The sequence below is a fragment of the Pseudomonas sp. RU47 genome, assembly GCF_004011755.1.
Taxonomy (GTDB): domain Bacteria; phylum Pseudomonadota; class Gammaproteobacteria; order Pseudomonadales; family Pseudomonadaceae; genus Aquipseudomonas.
The window spans coordinates 2,973,309-2,991,060 of record NZ_CP022411.1 but is presented as its reverse complement, the minus strand read 5'-3'; the positions used below and the strand labels follow the sequence as shown (position 1 = coordinate 2,991,060).

Here is a 17,752-nt window from a genome sequence, read left to right as displayed (position 1 = left end):
TTAACCAGGGTTATTTGTCAGTCTGCGAGGTCGGTGGGTGGCGCACAGGAGATGCCACGCACACTGCGGGCGAGGAAGTCACCGTAGATCAGTTGAAACCCGAATATCTTCATTGTCGACCCAAGGCTCTTGCGGGCGAGGCTTCTGCTGCCAGAAGACGATTATTATTGTATGCGTAACCCGATTCTACACAGCGTAAATAGGCTTGTCTGCCCTCCCTATAAAATCCGCTTTTTTGCGACCGGCGCAAGGGGTTTGTTGCACAGGTAAATGCCAGTCAGGATCAGCGCGCCACCGAGGTACATGGCCGCTGTCAATTGCTCGCCCAGCAGCAGCGCGCCAAGGATGACCGCCGTCAACGGATTAAGCGCGATAAACACCCCGCTGCGCGTCGCGCCGATTTTACGGATGCCGTCGTAATAGCCGATGTAGGCCAGCGCCGAGCCCAGGACGCCGAGGTACAGCAGGTTCAGCCATTGCGCCAGGCCCAGATTATTCAGCGCCTGCCAGCTCAGTTCGCCGCGTAACGCCGCCAGCGCCCACAACATGACTGTGCCGATCAGGATCGAGTACGTCACGGTCTGCACCGGCCCCAACGTCCGATTCAGATCACGGGAAAACAACGAATAAACGCCCCAGCCCAGCACACAGCCGAGAATCAACAAATCTCCGATCCATGCGTGCGGCGTTGCGGCCAGCAATTGCGGATTGCGACTGATGATCACCAGGCCGGCGCCGACCATGCAGGTCGCAATGCCGGCGGTTTTCACCCGGCCCAGACGTTCCTTGAACAACCACCACGAGACAAGACCAATCACCGCCGGGTTCAACGCCACAATCAACGAAGCCCGCGACGCGTTGATGTATTGCAGGCCGTAAAAAAAGCACAGGTTATAGAAGAAGATCCCGAAGAACCCCAGCAGTGCCAGTTGCAGCCATTGTCGTCGAGTCGGCCGCGCCAAAGGGATCCGCGCCAGCCACAGGAAGCCAAGCAACGCCGCACTGGCGAGCAGGAAGCGCAGGCTGGCGGCGAACATCGGACTCAGGCTGCCCGCGAGGAAACGTCCGGCGACAAAGGTCCCGCCCCAGATCATGGTCACCGCAGCCAATGTTAGATAAACAGGGATTTCAGACGATGTTGTGTGCAACTGCTCGACGTTACGCATGACGCTCCAGACCAACGAACTTGAGGAATGCCGTATCATTCACCTCATTCCATGTCATCGTAAAATGAGCAAACACTCATGACCCTCACCCAACTGGAAATCTTCTCGCTGGTCGCCGAACTGCGCGGTTTCACCCTCGCGGCCCATCGGTTGGGGATTTCGCAGTCGGCGGTGTCCCACGCGATGAAGTCGCTGGAGCAGGAACTCGGTGTCGAACTGCTGCGCCGGCATCAGTCGTCCGTGGAGCTCAGTGACATCGGTGAGCAATTGCTGCTGCGCGCCCGCGCCATGCTCGGGCTGGCCAACACCTTGCGCCAGGAAGCCGCGGATGCACGCGGCATGAAAAGCGGCACCTTGCGCATCGGCTCGTTCGGCCCGACTTCGTCGATCAAGCTGCTGCCCGATATTCTGCGGCAATATCGCGAGGCACATCCGGGCATCGAAGTGCACATCGATGAAGGGCCGGATCGACAAGTGATTCAATGGCTGGAAGAGCGGCGGATCGACATCGGTTTCGTGGTGCTGCCAGAGGAGCGCTTCGATACGTTTGCCTTGATCGAAGACCAGATGGTTGCGCTGCTCCCGGTGGGCCATCCGCTGGCAACGCGCCCGGCGTTGAGCCTCAAGGACTTGTGCGACACTCCGTTCGTGCTGACCGAGGCCGGTTCTTCGGAACTGGTGTCGCGGCTGTTCATGGCCGCGCGCTTGCAACCGAACATTCGCTTTCGCTGCTCGCAACTGCTCAGCACCCTCGACACGGTCGGCCGTGGTGACGCCATCACGATTGTTGCCGAAGGTTCATTGCCGGAGGAAGCAACGCCGCGCTACGTGAAGAGGCCATTGTTGCCCGCCGTGCAGCGTCAGGTCGGACTTGCCGTCCTCGATCAGCGTCAGGCGTCACCCGCTACGCTGGCCTTTATCGAGCTGGCAACGCGGATGCAGCACTGATGAGCGGCGCAAGCGCCTTCGGCCATCTATCCTCCCCTCTGGCTGATGTGTTTTTCAGCGGCGCGCCGTGATCCGGCCTGCATTCGAGAGCCCCACTCTATCGCGACAGGATGCGCCCATGCCGTTAACCGTCAGACCCCGCCGCAAGCGCAGCACCCGCGCCGTTTTCACCCTGCTCAGCGGTTTGCTTCCGGTGTTGCTGGGCAGCGCGATTCTTTACATGCAGGCCGAACGCACGCTGGAGCAAGGTTCACGACAGACTGCCGAAGAGGCGTTGCGCCAGTTCGAGTTGATGCTCGATAACACCGCCCAGGCAGCCCGTGAACTGCTGCCACTGGCCGGCCAGATGTGTGAGAACGTCAAACTCGCTTTACGCGAACAAGTAACCCGCCGCCCGTTCGTGCGCTCGACCAATCTGGTGTGGGACGACAATCTCTATTGCAGCTCGTTGTTTGGCGACTATAAAGAAGCCGTCAACGCGGGCGACTATAACCAGGGCAAGTTGTGGCTGATGAATGGCAACCCGGTGACTCCCAACACCGCCCTGTTGGTCTATCGGCTCAGCGAAGGTCGTGGCGGCGCCCTGACGACACTCGACGGTTACCATCTAAGCAACATGTTGCGTCTGATCGGCCGGCACATGTTGCTGGTGCTGCAAGTGGGCGATAACTGGCTGTCGGCCGACGGCAAAGTACACAATGGCGCCCTGCCCTCGTTACCGATAGCACAACACACACTGGATTCTTCGCGTTACGCGTTCAGTGTCTCCGCCGGTTTTCCCGAGGGCGAAACCTGGCGCTACATGGCCGATGAATATCCGCCGCTGTTCAGTCTGTTGATCTTTTTTGGCGTGGTGGCCGGTGCCATCGGACATGTCTTGCAAAAGCGCTCTACGTCGCCGAGCCACGAGATGCTCCGCGCGCTCGAGGCCGGCGAGTTCATTCCTTACTTCCAGCCCGTAGTGCATGGCGACAGCAAGAAATGGTCGGGAGCCGAAGTCTTGATGCGCTGGACACACCCCAAAGAAGGACTGGTGCGCCCGGATCTGTTTATTCCATTCGCCGAGCATTCGGGCCTGATCGTGCCGATGACCCGCGCCCTGATGCAACAGACCGCGGCGCTGCTGGGGCCGCTGTCAGCAACCTTCACCCCGCCGTTTCATATCGGCATCAATATTACTGCGAGCCATTGCAAGGACCTCGAACTGGTTGAGGACTGCCGGGCGTTTATTGCCGCGTTCGTGCCCGACAGCATCAGCCTGGTGCTGGAGCTGACCGAGCGGGAGTTGATCGAACCGACCGACATCACCCGGCAACTGTTCGAGCAATTGCATGTACTGGGCGTGAAGATCGCGATTGACGACTTCGGCACCGGCCACTCGAGCCTCGGCTACTTGCGCAAATTCAATGTCGACTTTCTCAAGATCGATCAGAGTTTCGTCGCCATGATCGGCATCGATGCGCTGTCCCGGCACATTCTCGACACCATTATCGAACTGTCAGCCAAGCTTGATTTGGGTATTGTTGCCGAAGGTGTCGAAACTCAGGCGCAAGCCGATTATCTGACGGCGCATCACGTCAACTTCCTGCAAGGCTACCTGTTCGGCAAACCGATGCCGGCTGCGGACTTCATCAGCGCATTAACTCACCATTAACTAAGCCTGATTAAGACGAGCGCAACGATCAGACGCACCAAATTGATACAAAAGACCGCTGTTGTTACATGAAGACAACATCAGGATTTACTCTTGGCGCATTAACTACTACAATTTTTTCAACCTGAGCAAAATTGGCAGGTGAGCCATTTATCACCGAGTCGCTTCAAGGCTCTTGGCTTATAGCTTTGTTTGCGGTTGGTATCAGCCAAACACACTATTGGAGTAAAGATATTGTCCAGACTCGCTGAATTTCGTGCAGCTGAAAAGGCCCTTCAGGAACAGCTCAAGCAGCTGGAATCGCTGAAGAACGATGCCGGGCTGAAGAAAGAAATCGAATTCGAAGAAAAGCTCCAGGGGCTGATGAAACACTACGGCAAAGGCCTGAAAGAGATCATCGCCATTCTCGATCCGAACCCGGCAAAATCCGGTCTGCAGACCTCTGCAGCACCTAAAACCCGCCGCGCCCGCGTGGTCAAGGTCTATCAGAACCCGCACACCGGTGAACTGATCGAAACCAAGGGCGGCAACCACCGCGGCCTGAAAGCGTGGAAGGAACAATACGGTGCTGCCACCGTTGATTCCTGGTTGCGCGGTTAATCCAGCGCCAACAAAAAAGCCCTGCATCATGCAGGGCTTTTTTATTGACAATATCTAACAAATGAAATGATTTTCATCGAACAAGTTGCGACTTTTCTGTAACGTTACTGAGCCAGATACCCAAACATTTTGATGCGCAATGTTGCGAATCAGGGTCAACATTAAACTTTGTGCTTAATGCCTTCGGGTATCTAACCATCCCGCGAAGAGTACAGCGACTTAAAGTTTCAAGCTGTTTCTCATCGCCACTATCTCGTCGGCGCTCGCCTTATAAACCTCGGCCTGCCCAGCGTAGGAAAGCACATAAGCCTTGTCCGCCTCGACCGCTGCAACCAGGGTTTGCGACAGCACATGTCGACCGTTTTCGGTGATCGTGCAAGTGGTTTCCAACGCCGATAACGTACCCAGCGTGGCCGGATGCACTTTGTTGCAGACACTTTGGTAGCCGCCCTGGAAGAAGTCCTTCTGGATCGACTTGCGCATTTCCAGCAGCACGCCTTGCAAGTTGACCTGATGCCCACTTTCCACCTGCGTCATGGTCAATTCCATGACCATCACCTGATTGCCATCGACGTCGTTCTTGACCGCACGCTGGCGGGAAACCTGCGCAGTCGTTTCAGGTAGTACCTCGACTTGCCAGCCGGCCGGCCAGGTAATGCTTGGCTCACTCGCTGATGCACCGACAGCGCCCAGAGAACACGCGAAAAACACAAACAGGAATTTGAACAGTCGGATCATTGCCGGACACACTCGCAGATTGAGCCGTAAAGTCTGAGCCTCACCCGCACGCAGGGCAAGTCTGCCCTTTCATTTGGCGATGCCGGCAGGCATGCGTATCATTGCGCCCATTCACTCGCCCATAGTTATTGGAGGGCCCATGAGCCTGCACGAACTCAACACTTTCCCCGGCGTCACCGCCACCCCAGACAGCGCAACCCGCAACTTCGTCTTCAACCACACCATGTTGCGCGTCAAAGACATCACCCAATCTCTGGACTTCTACACTCGCGTACTGGGTTTCTCGCTGGTCGAGAAGCGTGATTTTCCGGAAGCGGAATTCAGCTTGTATTTCCTCGCGCTGGTCGACAAGGCACAGATCCCGGCCGACACCGCCGCTCGTACCGAGTGGATGAAGTCGATTCCAGGCATTCTGGAACTGACTCACAACCACGGCACTGAGAACGACGCCGATTTCGCCTATCACAATGGCAACACTGACCCGCGTGGTTTTGGTCATATCTGTATTTCGGTGCCGGATATCGTCGCGGCCTGTGCGCGTTTCGAAGAACTGGGCTGCGACTTCCAGAAGCGCCTGAGCGATGGCCGCATGAAAAGCCTGGCGTTCATCAAGGATCCGGATGGTTACTGGGTCGAGATCATTCAGCCTGCGCCGCTGTAAAGGCTGAAAAGCCCCTCACCCTAACCCTCTCCCAGAGGGAGAGGGAACTGATTGGGGGATATTGGAGAGATACGCCGACTTGAAAGATTGGCGTTGAATCCATAATCGACTGGCGCTTTCAGGTCGATGGAAAACGCCAGACACCTCGGTCGGCTCCCTCTCCTTCGGGAGAGGGCTGGGGTGAGGGGCCGCTTTTGACGCACAATAAAAAAACCCGTGATCGCTCACGGGTTTTTTCATTTCTGGCAGGACGTTCAAGCCGGCGCCGACGTGCGGATCAAGTGATCAAATGCGCTCAGCGAAGCCTTGGCGCCCTCGCCCACCGCAATCACGATCTGCTTGTACGGCACAGTGGTCACGTCGCCCGCAGCGAAGATGCCCGGGATCGATGTTTCACCACGGTTATCGACGATGATCTCGCCACGCGGCGACAGCTCGATAGTGCCCTTCAGCCAGTCAGTGTTCGGCAGCAAACCAATCTGCACGAAGATCCCTTCCAGCTCGACAGTAAGCAGCTCGTCAGTGTTGCGATCCTTGTAACGCAGGCCGTTGACCTTCTCGCCATTACCGGTGACTTCCGTGGTTTGTGCACTGGTGATCACGGTGACGTTCGGCAGGCTGTGCAGTTTGCGCTGCAATACGGCGTCGGCGCGCAGCTGTACATCGAACTCCAGCAGGGTTACGTGCGAAACGATACCGGCCAGATCGATGGCCGCTTCAACGCCGGAGTTACCGCCGCCGATGACCGCCACACGCTTGCCTTTGAACAACGGACCGTCGCAGTGCGGGCAGTACGCCACGCCTTTGTTACGGTATTCCTGCTCGCCCGGCACGTTCATTTCGCGCCACCGCGCGCCAGTCGCCAGAATCACGCTTTTGGCTTTCAGGGTCGCGCCGCTGGCGAAACGGACTTCGTGCAGTTCGCCGTTCTTGCCCGGGATCAGTTTGTCGGCGCGCTGCAGGTTCATGATGTCGACGTCGTACTGTTTGACGTGTTCTTCCAGCGCCGTGGCCAGTTTTGGCCCTTCGGTTTCCTGCACGGAAATGAAGTTCTCGATGGCCATAGTGTCGAGCACCTGACCGCCGAAGCGCTCAGCCGCAACACCCGTGCGAATACCTTTGCGTGCGGCGTAAATCGCTGCCGAAGCACCGGCCGGGCCACCACCGACGACGAGTACATCAAAAGCTTCTTTGGCACTGATTTTCTCGGCCTGGCGCTCGATCGCGCCGGTGTCGAGTTTGGCGAGAATCTCTTCCAGACCCATGCGGCCCTGACCGAAGTTTTCACCGTTGAGGTAGATGCTCGGCACGGCCATGATCTTGCGATCATTGACTTCGTCCTGAAACAACGCACCGTCGATAGCGACGTGGCGAATGTTCGGGTTGAGCACGGCCATCAGGTTCAGTGCCTGGACCACGTCAGGGCAGTTCTGGCAAGACAGCGAGAAGTACGTCTCGAAGCTGAACTCGCCTTTGAGCGAGCGGATCTGCTCGATCACTTCAACACTGGCTTTCGAAGGGTGGCCGCCGACTTGCAGCAAGGCCAGTACCAACGAAGTGAATTCGTGGCCCATCGGGATGCCGGCGAAACGCAGACTGATGTCGGCGCCCGGGCGGTTGATCGAGAACGATGGCTTGCGCGCGTCGTCACCGCTGTCGATCAAAGTAATCTGGCTCGAAAGACTGGCAACATCTTTCAGCAGTTCCAGCATTTCACGGGATTTCGCACCGTCGTCGAGGGAGGCAACGATCTCGATCGGCTGGGTGACCCGTTCCAGGTACGATTTCAACTGGGCTTTAAGATTGGCGTCCAACATACGGGCGATTTCCTTTATTTGAGGCGAAAAAAAGCCCGAGCGAAACTCGCCCGGGCATTTTTATTGGGCGGTGCAGCGTACTTAAGAAGGTGCGGCGTACCGCCCTGAGTTGCGTGTCACAGACTTAGATCTTGCCGACCAGGTCCAGGGACGGCGCCAGAGTGGCCTCGCCTTCTTTCCACTTGGCTGGGCAAACTTCGCCTGGGTGAGCAGCAACGTACTGAGCAGCCTTGATCTTGCGCAGCAGCTCGGAAGCGTCACGGCCAACGCCGCCATCGTTCAGCTCAACGATTTTGATCTGGCCTTCAGGGTTGATCACGAAGGTGCCACGGTCAGCCAGGCCAACTTCTTCGATCAGCACGTCGAAGTTGCGGGAGATGGCGTGGGTCGGGTCGCCGATCATGGTGTATTCGATTTTGCCGATGGCTGGCGAAGTGTTGTGCCAGGCAGCGTGGGCAAAGTGGGTGTCGGTGGAAACGCTGTAGATCTCTACGCCCAGTTTCTGGAAGGCAGCGTAGTTGTCAGCCAGGTCTTCCAGCTCGGTTGGGCAAACGAAGGTGAAGTCGGCTGGGTAGAAGAACACGACCGACCACTTGCCTTTCAGGTCAGCGTCCGAGACTTGAACGAAGTCGCCGTTTTTGAACGCGGTAGCTTTGAACGGTTTTACTTGGCTGTTGATGATAGGCATTGATGACTCTCCGTCAGTGGTTGTGAATTCGATGGGTGAATCCTACCCACTCACTTGACGGATGGCTCATTGGCAAACCTGATGCTGCTGATTTGTTTTCGCTATTAGCCGACTGTATTAATAGAAGAAAACGATATCTACGACGAAGCCGGGTTATCCGTAATCCGAGCCATCCCTTGGAATGGGCTGGCTTCAACATAGCGCATTGCGGACTTCATATCCTTCCAGCCGACGTAACTCATCAATGATTTCAGATCCCAGCCGCTTTGATGGGCCCACGTGGCAAAGCCTCGGCGCAGGGAATGGCTGGTGTAGTTTTCGGCAGCAATACCAGCGCGCTGCAATGCCTGACGCAGCAGAGGAATGATGCTGTTGGCGTGCAGCCCCTCCTCGTTCAGATTGCCCCAGCGGTCGATGCTGCGAAAAACCGGGCCACGCACCAGCGCCGCTTCGGTGATCCAGTCGATATAGGCCTGCACCGGGCAAAGCTTGAGTAGTGCCGGCGCTTGATAGGTTTGCCCGAGGTTTTCCCGATCACCCTTGCTGCGCGGCAAATACAAGGTGATGCCTTTGCCGGCGTGCGCCTGCACGTGCTCGACCTGCAAGCGGCACAACTCGTCGCTGCGAAAGCCGCGCCAGAAGCCCAGCAGAATCAGTGCGCGATCACGGTAAGCCTTGAGGAGCAAGGGCCGATCCTGCTGTTCTCTCGCAGTTTGTACTTCATGTTCGAGCCAATCGATCACTCGCTGCAGATCCTGTAACTGCAGCGGCTCGGCCTGTTTCTCCTGCGCCGGATGCAACGCACGTATGCCTTTGAAGACTTTGCGCACCACCGGCGCCTTGGTTGGATCAGCAAACCCCTGGCTGTTGTGCCACTGCGCCAGCGCCGACAAGCGCAGCTTCAACGTATTGATCGACAGCTCTTCGGCGTGTGCCACCAGATAACGCGCAACGCTATCGGCTGTGGCCGGCAAGAACCCGCCCCACTTCACTTCGAAATGCTCGATGGCCGCGCGATAGCTGCGGCGGGTGTTATCGCGGGTGGCGGCTTGCAGATAGCGATCCAGATCGCTCATGGGCTGTTTTCTCGCTGGCGTACTGAGACAGGGATGCAGAAACGCATTTTGCCGTCTGACACTGGGTAATACCAGTATATCCCGCGTCTTAATTATCAAAGGTTTATCTTTATTTTTGAGATGGTACACTGCGTACTTTAGTGGCATGTACCACAGTACGTAACCGTAGGAGTTCACATGGCCCGTGGCGGCATTACCAAAGCCCTGGTGCAGATCGCGCGCACAGCAATCCTCGCCCGTGGCGAACACCCGAGCATCGATGCAGTACGCATTGAAATGGGCAACACCGGCTCGAAAACCACGATCCATCGCTATCTGAAAGAGCTGGATGACGGCGCGCAGCCAGTTGAAGCCTCGGCAGAGCCGATCAATGATGAGTTGACCGCCCTCGTCTCGCGCCTCGCCCAACGCCTCAAAGAGCAGGCGCAAGAGCCTATCGAGCAGGCCCGCGAGCAGTTCGAGGAGCAGCGCGAAGCACTGGAGTCGGAACTGAAACAAACTCGCCAGGTGCTGGAAAAGCTCGAACAGGAGCACGACATTCAAGGCGCAGCGCTGGCGCGTGAGTCCGAAGCCCTGAACAACACCCGATCGATGCTGCAAACCGAGCAAACCCGCAATGCCGGACTGAATCAGGCATTGGCCGACTTTGAATTGCGCCTGCAGGACAAGGACGAGCAGATCCGCTCGCTGGAAGAAAAACACCTGCATGCTCGCGATGCACTGGAGCACTATCGCAACGCCAGCAAAGAGCAGCGCGAGCAGGAACAGAGCCGTCACGAAGCACAAGTGCAACAGATTCAGGCCGAACTGCGTCAGGCGCAGCAAAGTGCGCTGGTTCGTCAGGACGAGATCACGCAACTGCACCGCGACAACGAACGCCTGCTTACGGAAAACCGGGGCACGCAGCGCGAGCTGAGCTTGCTGCAGGATCAGCTCAAGCAAAGCAATCAGCGTCAGGATCAACTGCTGGAGCAAGCGACCCGCGTCGACAGCGAACGCACCCTCCTCCAGGAACGCCTGCGCGTAGCCACACTGGAAAGCCAGACACTCAAGCAGAACATCGAGGAGCAGACGCTGCTCAACCAGTCACTGGAAAAGGAATTGAACAAGGCTCGGACGAGCCTGGAAGAAAGCCAGCGTCTGGCGGCTACCGTTGCGGCAGCGCCAGACACAGACAAACCGAAAAGCGCTTAAGCGCCGACCGGCGTACGCATAGTCACAAACTCTTCGGCGGCTGTCGGGTGTACCCCGATCGTGTCGTCGAAGTCGCGCTTGGTCGCGCCAGCCTTCAACGCAATCGCCAGACCCTGAACGATCTCGCCAGCGTCCGGGCCGACCATGTGACAGCCGAGAACCTTATCAGTCTTGCCGTCGACCACCAGCTTCATCAGGGTTTTCTCCTGACACTCGGTCAGGGTCAGCTTCATCGGTCGGAAACGGCTTTCGAAGATCACCACATCGTGGCCGGCTTCGCGCGCCTCTTCTTCCGTCAAACCGACTGTACCGATGTTCGGCAGGCTGAATACCGCAGTCGGGATCATCTTGTAATCCACTGGACGGTACTGCTCAGGCTTGAACAGACGCCGCGCCACCGCCATGCCTTCGGCCAGCGCCACGGGCGTCAGTTGCACACGACCGATGACATCGCCCAGCGCCAGAATCGATGGCTCGCTGGTCTGGTACTGCTCGTCGACTTTGATGAAGCCTTTGTCGGTGAGCTGCACATCGGTGTTTTCCAGGCCCAGATTGTCGAGCATCGGACGCCGGCCCGTGGCGTAGAAAATGCAATCCGCATCCAGCTCACGACCATCCTTGAGGGTAGCTTTCAAGCTGCCGTCAGCCTGCTTGTCGATGCGCGCGATGTCGGCATTGAACTGCAGATCCAGACCACGCTTGGTCAGCTCTTCCTGCAAATGCTTGCGCACCGAGCCATCAAAGCCGCGCAGGAACAGATCGCCGCGATACAGCAGCGTGGTGTTTGCACCGAGGCCGTGGAAAATTCCGGCGAACTCGACCGCGATGTAACCGCCGCCAACCACCAGCACACGCTTTGGCAGCTCTTTTAGGAAGAACGCTTCATTGGAACCGATCGCGTGTTCGCGCCCCGGAATCTCCGGAATCTGCGGCCAGCCACCGGTGGCAATCAGAATGTTTTTCGCGGTGTAGCGCTCGCCATTCACCTCAACCTCATGCGGGCCAACGATCTTCGCGTGCGCCTCATGCAAGGTCACACCACTGTTGACCAGCAGGTTACGGTATATGCCGTTGAGGCGATTGATCTCGCGATCCTTGTTGGCGATCAGCGTCGCCCAATCGAAATTCGCTTCGCCCAGGCTCCAGCCAAAACCGGACGCCTGCTCGAAGTCTTCGGCGAAATGCGCACCGTACACCAGCAGTTTTTTCGGCACACAGCCGACGTTGACGCAGGTCCCGCCCAGATAACGGCTTTCCGCCACCGCCACTTTTGCACCGAAACCGGCCGCAAAACGCGCAGCGCGCACACCGCCGGAACCGGCACCAATCACATAAAGGTCATAATCGTAGGCCATTTCTATCTCCTCGGCAGGGGATCAGCATACCTGCAGACACCCATTGGGCAAGCACTGCCAGTCATATGGGGGCGTAAAATGAAAAAACCCGCCGAAGCGGGTTTTTCTTGCAAACCGATCAAGCGCTCTTAGTAAGCCTTGCCAGTCTTGTAGAAGTTCTCGAAGCAGAAGTTGGTGGCTTCGATGTAGCCTTCAGCACCACCGCAGTCGAAACGCTTGCCTTTGAACTTGTAGGCCATGACGCAGCCGTTCTGGGCTTGTTTCATCAGGGCGTCGGTGATCTGGATTTCACCGCCCTTGCCTGGCTCGGTCTGTTCGATCAGGTCGAAGATGTCCGGGGTCAGGATGTAACGACCGATGATTGCCAGGTTCGACGGAGCGTCTTCCGGCTTTGGCTTCTCGACCATGCTGTGCACACGGTAGATGTCGTCGCGGATCATCTCGCCGGCAATCACGCCGTACTTGCTGGTTTCCTGTGGATCGACTTCCTGGATGGCGATGATCGAGCAGCGGAACTGCTTGTACAGTTTGACCATCTGGGTCAGTACGCCGTCGCCTTCGAGGTTGACGCACAGGTCGTCCGCCAGGACCACGGCAAACGGTTCGTCACCGATCAGCGGGCGACCGGTCAGGATCGCGTGGCCCAGACCTTTCATTTCGGTCTGACGGGTGTAGGAGAACGAGCACTCGTCGAGCAGTTTGCGGATGCCGACCAGGTATTTCTCTTTGTCGGTGCCTTTGATCTGGTTTTCCAGCTCGTAGCTGATGTCGAAGTGGTCTTCCAGAGCACGCTTGCCACGACCGGTGACGATGGAGATTTCCGTCAGGCCAGCATCCAGAGCTTCTTCAACGCCGTACTGGATCAGTGGCTTGTTTACCACCGGCAGCATTTCTTTAGGCATGGCTTTAGTCGCTGGCAGGAAGCGAGTACCGTAACCGGCTGCTGGGAACAAGCATTTCTTGATCATATAAGTCCTTGAAAGGGCTGTGTGTACGAGTTTCGGCGCAGTCTAATCAGGCGGCGTGCACCTTACAATGCCCCGCACTGGCTAACCGATGCCAACATAGAGAAATATTCTCGCCGATAGTTCCATCGACATCCTGGCGCAGCCAGATCAGCGTAGCTCAAAGCTGTCGACAATCCGGATTACCATACGCTCATCGCCCCCCAATGCCAGCATTTGCCGGTATCATGGCGCCTTTGAACCAGCGAACGAGACAGATAGATGGCTGCGGTAAAAATCATCAACGGGTATGTGATCGACAAGAAAGACGGCAAGTGGACGCTGACCACCACCAATGGCGAACACATTGCCGGGCCTTTCGACAGCGAACAAATGGCGACTGATGTAGCTTCCGTGTTCACGGACACGCCGGCATCGGCGAAACGCCGTGGCAAAGATCAAGACTGATCAGCTGCGATACGCCCGAGCCCTGCCCTTGAGCAGGGCTTTTTTGTGCCCACCTACAAACAAGTGGCCAAACGCTATAACCTTTTGCCACCGGCGCTGTCACAGCGTCTAGTCCCCCTCGCTGAAGACCATGAACATGACCATGACCATGAAAAAATTGCTGCCACTGATTGCGGTATTGGCACTGGCCGGCTGTGCCACATCTCAGCCTGCTTACCTGAAAAACGGCGAACAGGGCCTGGCCATCGATTGCTCCGGCGAAGCCAATTCCTGGGCGAGCTGCTATGAAAAAGCCGATGCGTCCTGCGCAGGCACCGGTTATCGCATCGTCGGCACAGACGGCACGCCTCAGCCCAAAGAAAGTGACAAAACCCTTGGCGTCGATGTCGGCAACTACAAGAACCGTAGCGTTGTGGTGGTCTGCAAATAAACCTTACATGTGAATTTCGGCGAACTTGATACCGAGTCCGCGCACGACTTCGATCAGATCGTCGAGGCGAGCGAACGACTCGACTTCGTCATTATCGTCCACCAGAAAGTAGCTGCGTCCGGCGCTCTTCTTGAAAAACACGATCCACTCCCCCGGATTCGCCGGGTTCTGGATGACATGGGTGGCAGAGATAAGGCCCTCTGCATGGCGCTCACGTACTTGCTCTCGCTTCATCGCGACTCCAGAAATAAAAATGCCGTCACAGCATCGCTGCGACGGCATTGGTGCTGATGATGATCAGTCTATCAGCCGGAAATACACGCATTGGCGGCGCGTTGCACATCACGCGGGCGAACCGGCACATTCGACATGCGCTCATGCAGCTTTATGCTGCTGCCACCCGAGCGATCTTCGATATCAAACACCGCTGCTGCGCCGGTGGAAAGTTTCCCCGGCACGATCACCCGAACCCCGTCCTTGTGCGGCTGGACTTGCAGCGCGCCGCGGCTGTCTGCCAGCTTTTCGGCCAGACACTGGGCATATTCATGGGGTTTCTTGCCGGAGATTACGCTCATGGTCGGCAGCGTTTCATTGATTTCGGAAACACTCGCACAACCACCCACAGCCAGAACCAACGGCAGACACACCACACCCCACTTCATACAAAACCTCCGTTAAAGACCGTCCGACAGCACAAATGCCGTTTTTCTCCGGGGTCTTCTGCATTTAACCCGCATCCGATTGCGAATATCTGTTCAAAATTGTCAAACCAACGCCCGACGGCCAGATAATAACCCGTGCGGGCTGATAAACTGCGCCCAATCGACAAGCTATCGTTTTGATTTTGTAGAAAAAGCCCTTCTGGAGGCGCCCATGAAATTCATTCACCAGCGCGAACACCTCAACGAAGACGACATCGTCGTCATCCAATGCTCGCAAATGTGCAACATCCGTCTGATGAACGACGCCAACTTCCGCAGCTTCAAGAATGGCGGCCGTCACACCTATCACGGCGGCGCCTTCGACACCTTCCCGGCCCGTATTACCGCGCCGAGCACCGGTTTCTGGAACATCACCATCGACACCGTCAACCGCCGTGCGATCAGCGTGACGCGCAAGCCGACACTGACTCACTCGATCAAGATCATCCGTCGTTCCAGCACCAAACTCAGCTGAGACACGTCGCTCAACCAGGAAGGAATGCATGACCGTGGCCCAAACGACCAAATACGTCATCAAATACAAACTCAATGGCGAGCGCCGCTTCGAGTTCGCGCAGCTGGAAAACGGCACTGAAGAAGAAGCCAAGGCTGCTCTGGATGCCCTTCACGGCCAGAGCGACGACGTGATCAGTGAGATCGCCGTCAGCAAAGCGCTGTAAGCACCGACAGGAATTCGACCGCAAGCGGCGGAGTGTTCTGCCGCAAGGCCCTGCCTAGACTGACTTTCTTCGACCATGAGTCAAGGAGTCAGCATGTCGATGTCCCCTTCCCGGCTGGATTCGCTCGACTGGGCAAGCCTTGAGCAGCAACTGGATCAGGACGGCTGTGCGATCATCCGTTCGCTGCTGCAGGCCGAAACCTGTGATCGATTGAGTGCGCTGTATCCGCAGACCGAACCGTTTCGCTCGCAGGTCATCATGGCCCGCCACGGTTTCGGTCGCGGCGAGTACAAATACTTTCGCTACCCCCTGCCGACACCCGTAGAACGCCTTCGCTGCGCGCTGTATCCACGCCTGGTTCCGTTGGCCAATCGCTGGTACGAACGCATGAGCCTGGCCGAGCGTTTTCCGCTGGATCACGCCGAGTTTCTACAGCGCTGTCATGCCGCCGGTCAGACCCGCCCGACTCCTCTGCTATTGCAGTACGGCCCGCAGGACTACAACTGCCTGCACCAGGATTTGTACGGCGAATCGGTATTTCCACTGCAAGTGGCGATTCTTCTGTCAGAACCCGGTCAAGACTTTTCCGGGGGCGAATTTGTTCTCACCGAACAACGCCCGCGCATGCAATCTCGGCCGCACGTGCTGGATCTGAAGAAAGGAGATGCGGTGATCTTTGCTGTCAACCAGCGCCCGGTCAAAGGCCTGCGCGGTGATTATCGGGTAACCATGCGCCATGGCGTCAGTCGCCTGCACAGTGGAAAAAGGCATACCCTAGGCATCATCTTTCACGACGCCACATGACTGCCATGCAACCGAACACTTTCGATCTTTTCGCCGATCACGAACCCGAGCAACGCCCGCGCGCCGAACAGATTGGCGAGCAATCGTGGGTGCTGCATGGTTTCGCCCTGCCGCTGATCGAGCAGATCCTGCCGGCGCTGGATGCGATTCTTGCCGTAGCACCCTTGCGCCACATGGTCACACCGGGTGGATTCAGCATGTCGGTGGGCACCAGCAGTTGCGGCGCTCTGGGCTGGATTACTGATCGCCACGGTTATCGTTACTCGAGCGTCGATCCGCTCAGTGATTTGCCTTGGCCAGCGATGCCGCAAGTATTCTCGACACTCGCGCAGTCGGCAGCGGTGCGAGCAGGATTTACTGACTTCAATGCTGATTCCTGCCTGATCAACCGCTATCTCCCCGGTGCCAAGATGTCATTGCATCAGGACAAAGACGAAAAGGCCTACAGCGCGCCGATCGTTTCGCTGTCACTCGGGTTGCCGGCGATGTTCCTCTTCGGTGGTTTCAGTCGCAGCGACAAGAGCCAGCGCATTGCCTTGCTGCATGGCGACATGGTGGTCTGGGGCGGCGTTGATCGCTTGCGCTATCACGGTGTGCTGCCGATCAAACAGGGCCGGCATCCACGTCTGGGTGAACAGCGGATCAATCTGACCTTTCGCGTGGCCGGATAATCTGCAAAAAGTTCGACCGCAAGGCCCGGAGTGTTGTGCCTTGCGACGCTGTTTAACCTGAATCAAACAGGTCAACGGATAACCGCTCATGAAAACGCTTTCGACCACCTTCAACACCGAAAACGATCCACGCTGGGCCGCTGTGGTTGCGCGAGACTCACGGGCGGACGGGCAATTTGTCTACGCAGTAAAAACCACGGGTATCTACTGCCGTCCGAGCAGCCTCTCACGGCTGCCGAAACCGCAGAACGTCGAGTTTTTCGACACTGCTGAACAGGCCGAAGCCGCGGGCTATCGTCCGAGCAAGCGTGCCAGCAAAGATCAGAGTGATGTGGCCGCGCAGCATGCCGCGACCGTCGCCATTGCCTGCCGTCTTATCGAATCCGCCGAGACCTTGCCGGCACTGAATGAACTGGCGGAGACCGCCGGCCTGAGTCCGTTTCATTTCCACCGTGTCTTCAAAGCCGCGACGGGACTGACGCCCAAAGGCTACGCAACGGCCCATCGTTCGCGCAAAGTCCGTGAGCGTCTGGCAGATGGCGGTTCGGTGACCGATGCGCTGTACGACGCGGGCTTCAATTCCAACAGCCGTTTCTACGAGTCAGCGGATCATTTGCTGGGCATGAAACCGGGTGACTATCGTGCGGCCGGGAAGAACAACGACATCCGCTTCGCCGTTGGCCAGTGCTCGCTCGGCGCGATTCTGGTGGCGCAAAGCGAGCGTGGGGTGTGCGCGATTCTGCTGGGCGACGATCCGCATCAACTGGTGTGCGATCTGCAGGATCAGTTTCGCCAGGCCAACCTGATCGGCGCCGATGCCGGTTTCGAACAACTGATCGCCAAGGTGGTGGGATTTATCGAAGCTCCGGCGATTGGCCTGGATCTGCCGCTGGACGTTCGCGGCACGGCGTTCCAGGAACGTGTCTGGCAAGCACTGCGGGAAATTCCGGCGGGCCACACGGCCAGTTACGCCGAAATTGCCCAGCGCATCGGTGCACCGACGTCCATGCGCGCGGTGGCTCAGGCTTGCGGGGCCAACCGCCTGGCAGTGGCGATCCCTTGCCATCGCGTGGTGCGTAGCGATGGCAACCTTTCGGGCTATCGCTGGGGCGTCGAGCGCAAGCGTCAGTTGCTTGAGCGCGAGACGCAGCCTTGAA

General features: G+C 57.5%; 21 protein-coding genes. 12 read left to right on the top strand and 9 right to left on the bottom strand.

Annotated elements, in window-relative coordinates; all coding sequences use genetic code 11:
- Positions 1-218: 218 nt before the first annotated feature.
- Entirely contained in the window at positions 219-1,166 is a 948-nt protein-coding gene (locus tag CCX46_RS13585; RefSeq protein ID WP_127927204.1) for a DMT family transporter, read from the bottom strand.
- Between the two features lie 78 nt (positions 1,167-1,244).
- On the opposite strand from CCX46_RS13585, the gene CCX46_RS13580 reads away from it, so the two are divergent.
- From CCX46_RS13580 to CCX46_RS13570, 3 genes are all read left to right on the top strand, one after another.
- The gene (locus CCX46_RS13580; RefSeq protein WP_127927202.1) at positions 1,245-2,114 is read left to right on the top strand and encodes a LysR family transcriptional regulator; all 870 of its coding nucleotides are present in this window, start codon (positions 1,245-1,247) and stop codon (positions 2,112-2,114) included.
- Between the two features lie 118 nt (positions 2,115-2,232).
- A complete protein-coding gene (locus CCX46_RS13575) occupies positions 2,233-3,768 on the top strand; it encodes an EAL domain-containing protein (RefSeq protein ID WP_127927200.1) in 1,536 nt (511 codons plus the stop codon).
- Positions 3,769-4,002: 234 nt separating this feature from the next.
- Positions 4,003-4,368, top strand: a complete 366-nt coding sequence (locus CCX46_RS13570; RefSeq protein WP_127927198.1) for a histone-like nucleoid-structuring protein, MvaT/MvaU family — start codon at positions 4,003-4,005, stop codon at positions 4,366-4,368.
- Between the two features lie 219 nt (positions 4,369-4,587).
- Here CCX46_RS13570 and CCX46_RS13565 read toward each other — a convergent pair whose 3' ends face one another.
- Entirely contained in the window at positions 4,588-5,106 is a 519-nt protein-coding gene (locus CCX46_RS13565) for a DUF4946 domain-containing protein (RefSeq protein WP_127927196.1), read from the bottom strand.
- Between the two features lie 139 nt (positions 5,107-5,245).
- On the opposite strand from CCX46_RS13565, the gene gloA reads away from it, so the two are divergent.
- A complete protein-coding gene (gene gloA, locus CCX46_RS13560; protein WP_127927194.1) occupies positions 5,246-5,767 on the top strand; it encodes a lactoylglutathione lyase in 522 nt (173 codons plus the stop codon).
- Between the two features lie 254 nt (positions 5,768-6,021).
- On the opposite strand, the gene ahpF is transcribed toward gloA, so the two are convergent.
- The 3 genes from ahpF to CCX46_RS13545 all read right to left on the bottom strand — a co-directional run bounded on the left by ahpF (position 6,022) and on the right by CCX46_RS13545 (position 9,348).
- Positions 6,022-7,584 carry an alkyl hydroperoxide reductase subunit F gene (gene ahpF / locus CCX46_RS13555; RefSeq protein ID WP_127927192.1) on the bottom strand — a complete coding sequence of 521 codons (1,563 nt, stop codon included), beginning with the start codon at positions 7,582-7,584 and terminating at the stop codon, positions 6,022-6,024.
- A gap of 124 nt (positions 7,585-7,708) precedes the next feature.
- Positions 7,709-8,272, bottom strand: a complete 564-nt coding sequence (ahpC, locus tag CCX46_RS13550) for an alkyl hydroperoxide reductase subunit C (protein ID WP_007912224.1) — start codon at positions 8,270-8,272, stop codon at positions 7,709-7,711.
- Between the two features lie 137 nt (positions 8,273-8,409).
- The gene (locus tag CCX46_RS13545) at positions 8,410-9,348 is read right to left on the bottom strand and encodes a site-specific integrase (protein ID WP_127927190.1); all 939 of its coding nucleotides are present in this window, start codon (positions 9,346-9,348) and stop codon (positions 8,410-8,412) included.
- 177 nt (positions 9,349-9,525) lie between these two features.
- On the opposite strand from CCX46_RS13545, the gene CCX46_RS13540 reads away from it, so the two are divergent.
- A complete protein-coding gene (locus CCX46_RS13540) occupies positions 9,526-10,542 on the top strand; it encodes a DNA-binding protein (RefSeq protein ID WP_127927188.1) in 1,017 nt (338 codons plus the stop codon).
- On the opposite strand, the gene gorA is transcribed toward CCX46_RS13540, so the two are convergent.
- Positions 10,539-11,897 carry a glutathione-disulfide reductase gene (gorA, locus tag CCX46_RS13535; protein WP_127927186.1) on the bottom strand — a complete coding sequence of 453 codons (1,359 nt, stop codon included), beginning with the start codon at positions 11,895-11,897 and terminating at the stop codon, positions 10,539-10,541. The two genes, CCX46_RS13540 and gorA, sit on opposite strands and share 4 nt — an antisense overlap.
- Before the next feature lie 128 nt (positions 11,898-12,025).
- Positions 12,026-12,865, bottom strand: a complete 840-nt coding sequence (gene galU, locus CCX46_RS13530; RefSeq protein ID WP_007912230.1) for a UTP--glucose-1-phosphate uridylyltransferase GalU — start codon at positions 12,863-12,865, stop codon at positions 12,026-12,028.
- 258 nt (positions 12,866-13,123) lie between these two features.
- Between galU and CCX46_RS13525 the strand changes: the two genes are divergently transcribed.
- Positions 13,124-13,309, top strand: a complete 186-nt coding sequence (locus tag CCX46_RS13525; protein ID WP_007912238.1) for a hypothetical protein — start codon at positions 13,124-13,126, stop codon at positions 13,307-13,309.
- Positions 13,310-13,457: 148 nt separating this feature from the next.
- The gene (locus tag CCX46_RS13520) at positions 13,458-13,739 is read left to right on the top strand and encodes a hypothetical protein (protein WP_174245118.1); all 282 of its coding nucleotides are present in this window, start codon (positions 13,458-13,460) and stop codon (positions 13,737-13,739) included.
- Between the two features lie 3 nt (positions 13,740-13,742).
- Here CCX46_RS13520 and CCX46_RS13515 read toward each other — a convergent pair whose 3' ends face one another.
- Both CCX46_RS13515 and CCX46_RS13510 read right to left on the bottom strand, forming a co-directional pair.
- Entirely contained in the window at positions 13,743-13,973 is a 231-nt protein-coding gene (locus CCX46_RS13515; protein ID WP_127927182.1) for a hypothetical protein, read from the bottom strand.
- Between the two features lie 71 nt (positions 13,974-14,044).
- Complete coding sequence (locus CCX46_RS13510; protein ID WP_127927180.1) at positions 14,045-14,401, bottom strand: hypothetical protein; 357 nt, start codon at positions 14,399-14,401, stop codon at positions 14,045-14,047.
- Between the two features lie 211 nt (positions 14,402-14,612).
- Between CCX46_RS13510 and CCX46_RS13505 the strand changes: the two genes are divergently transcribed.
- From CCX46_RS13505 to ada, 5 genes are all read left to right on the top strand, one after another.
- Entirely contained in the window at positions 14,613-14,915 is a 303-nt protein-coding gene (locus CCX46_RS13505) for a DUF1883 domain-containing protein (protein ID WP_007912251.1), read from the top strand.
- A 28-nt stretch (positions 14,916-14,943) separates the two neighbouring features.
- The gene (locus CCX46_RS30630) at positions 14,944-15,120 is read left to right on the top strand and encodes a hypothetical protein (protein ID WP_158013179.1); all 177 of its coding nucleotides are present in this window, start codon (positions 14,944-14,946) and stop codon (positions 15,118-15,120) included.
- Positions 15,121-15,213: 93 nt separating this feature from the next.
- A complete protein-coding gene (locus CCX46_RS13500; protein WP_127927178.1) occupies positions 15,214-15,924 on the top strand; it encodes a 2OG-Fe(II) oxygenase in 711 nt (236 codons plus the stop codon).
- A 5-nt stretch (positions 15,925-15,929) separates the two neighbouring features.
- Entirely contained in the window at positions 15,930-16,595 is a 666-nt protein-coding gene (alkB, locus tag CCX46_RS13495) for a DNA oxidative demethylase AlkB (RefSeq protein ID WP_127930388.1), read from the top strand.
- An 88-nt stretch (positions 16,596-16,683) separates the two neighbouring features.
- Positions 16,684-17,751, top strand: a complete 1,068-nt coding sequence (gene ada, locus CCX46_RS13490; protein WP_127927176.1) for a bifunctional DNA-binding transcriptional regulator/O6-methylguanine-DNA methyltransferase Ada — start codon at positions 16,684-16,686, stop codon at positions 17,749-17,751.
- The last annotated feature ends 1 nt before the right edge of the window (position 17,752 follow it).